Annotated in this window: 3 protein-coding genes; all 3 read right to left on the bottom strand. The window is 63.6% G+C overall.

Annotated elements, in window-relative coordinates; genetic code table 11:
- Window positions 1-572: histidine phosphatase family protein (locus EOA24_RS35590; protein WP_133374803.1), on the bottom strand; the 572-nt coding region annotated here is incomplete at its 3' end.
- Window positions 573-677: 105 nt separating this feature from the next.
- Window positions 678-1,496, bottom strand: coding sequence for an enoyl-ACP reductase FabI (gene fabI, locus EOA24_RS35585; RefSeq protein WP_126078577.1), 819 nt, complete (start codon window positions 1,494-1,496; stop codon window positions 678-680).
- A gap of 108 nt (window positions 1,497-1,604) precedes the next feature.
- Window positions 1,605-2,086 (bottom strand): DnaJ C-terminal domain-containing protein (locus EOA24_RS35580; RefSeq protein ID WP_281059920.1); only part of this gene is annotated, 482 nt, incomplete at its 5' end.

Genomic DNA, 2,086 nt, shown 5'->3' with positions numbered 1-2,086 from the left:
CTCCGGCCCTCCAGCCGGAGCAGGCGGTCCTGCGGGATCTCCAGAGCGGCCGCGTCGTTCTTGGATATGCCTTCGACGAAGCGGAAAAGGCAGCGCATGACGCCGCCATGCGTGACGCATACCGTCTGCCGGTCAAGCGCATCGAACCAAGGCTTCACCCGTTCGAGCAGCATCTCGTAGCTTTCCGCGCCCTCGCCGGGCGGCTGGAAATCCCATTTGGCGGCGCGGCGGCCACGCGTGGATCCAGGATGCCGGGCCTCGAGCTCCCGAAACGTAAAACCCTGCCATTCGCCGAAACTCAATTCCACCAGACGCGGCTCCGTCCGGTAGGCGAGCGGGTCGAGCCCCATTGCCGCGCGCATCAGTTCCATGGTTTCGCATGTGCGCCGCATCGGACTTGCGACAAAGTCGAAATCCTCACCCTTGCCGATCAACGCGGCCAGGCGCCGTCCGTTGGCAGTCGCCTGCTGGCGTCCAAGCTCATTGATGTCGGTGTCGGCCTGACCCTGCAGGCGACGCTGGGTATTCCACTCGGTCTGGCCGTGGCGCGCGATGTAGACGAGCGGGTACATCAGGTCTTCCAAGGTCGGACGCTATTTGCTTTTGCAAGCATTCCGGACGGAAAACCGCTTCGCACTTTTCCTGGAATTGCTTGGACGCTTGATAGGCGGAGCGGATTAGTCCTTGACGGTCGAGATATCCGGCGCGTCGACCGCCTTCATGCCGACGACATGGTAGCCGGAATCGACGTGATGGACCTCGCCGGTCACGCCGCGCGACAGGTCGGATAGGAAATAGACGCCGGAATCGCCGACCTCTTCCTGTGTCACCGTCTGCTTCAGCGGCGAATTGTACTCGTTCCACTTCAGGATGTAGCGGAAATCGCCGATACCGGAGGCAGCGAGCGTCTTGATCGGCCCGGCCGAGATCGCGTTGACGCGGATCTTCTTGGCGCCGAGATCGACGGCGAGATAGCGCACGCTCGCTTCCAGCGCCGCCTTGGCGACGCCCATGACGTTGTAATGCGGCATCACCTTCTCGGCGCCGTAATAGGTCAGCGTCAAAAGCGAGCCGCCATCGGTCATCAGCGGCTCGGCGCGCTTGGCGATGGTGGTGAAGGAAAACACCGAGATGTCCATTGTGCGCAGGAAATTGTCGCGCGTCGTCTCGACATAGCGGCCGGTGAGCTCGTCCTTGTCGGAGAAGGCGATGGCATGGACAAGGAAGTCGAGCTTGCCCCAATGCTCGGCGATGTCGGCGAAAACGGCATCAAGGCTTTCCGGGTCGGTGACGTCGCAATGGCCGGCGACATGCGCGTTGAGCTCGGCCGCCAGCGGCTCGACGCGCTTCTTGAAGGCCTCGCCCTGATAGGTCAGCGCGATTTCGGCGCCGTGATCGACGCAAGCCTTGGCGATGCCGAAAGCGATCGACCGATTGTTGGCGACGCCCAGGATCAGGCCCCGCTTACCGGCCATCAGGCCCTGTCCACCTGCCATGTGCAAGCTCTCCGCAAGAATATCTGCTTTGTGGAGAGCCCTATCGCACAGGCACAGAGCCCCTTCAAGCGCTCAAAAGACACTGTAACGGGAACAAGATTCCCTCGATCAGCCTTTTTGGCGGCGCATCAGGGCCTCAAGCTCGGCATCGCCGCCCTCCGGCAGCATCAGCCGGACATGGGCATAGAGATCGCCGTGACCGCCGGCCTTTTCCGGCAAGCCCCGGCCTTTCAGCCGCAGCACCTTGTCCGAGCTCGACCATGCCGGTACGTTGACCGCGAGCTTGCCGGTCGGCGTCTCGACCGCCACCTTGGCGCCGAGCACGGCGTCGGCCAGATCGACAGGCAGATCCACATGCAGGTCGCGGCCCTCGATGCGGTAGCGCGGGTGGCGGCGGATGTGGATCTTGACCAGCGCGTCGCCCGGCTGTCCAGGCCCCTGCTCGCCCTGGCCCTTCAGGCGGATCGTCTGGCCGTCCTCGACATAGGAGGGCAGCTTGACCGCGACCTTGCGGCCGTCCGGGAACATCGCCGTCACCTTATCGGCCGTGGCCGCCTCCTCGACGCTGATGTCCATGGTGACGTTGAGGT

Origin of the sequence: Mesorhizobium sp. M2A.F.Ca.ET.039.01.1.1 (genome assembly GCF_003998035.1) — a bacterium.
In the GTDB taxonomy this organism is placed as follows: Bacteria; Pseudomonadota; Alphaproteobacteria; order Rhizobiales; family Rhizobiaceae; genus Mesorhizobium.
The sequence above is the reverse complement of the archived record's forward strand: the minus strand, read 5'-3'. Positions and strand labels throughout refer to the sequence as shown.

Bases quoted from the DNA above. Each gene is read 5' to 3' on its own strand.
- fabI (WP_126078577.1), bottom strand. From the start codon at position 1,496: ATGGCAGGTGGACAGGGCCTGATGGCCGGTAAGCGGGGCCTGATCCTG.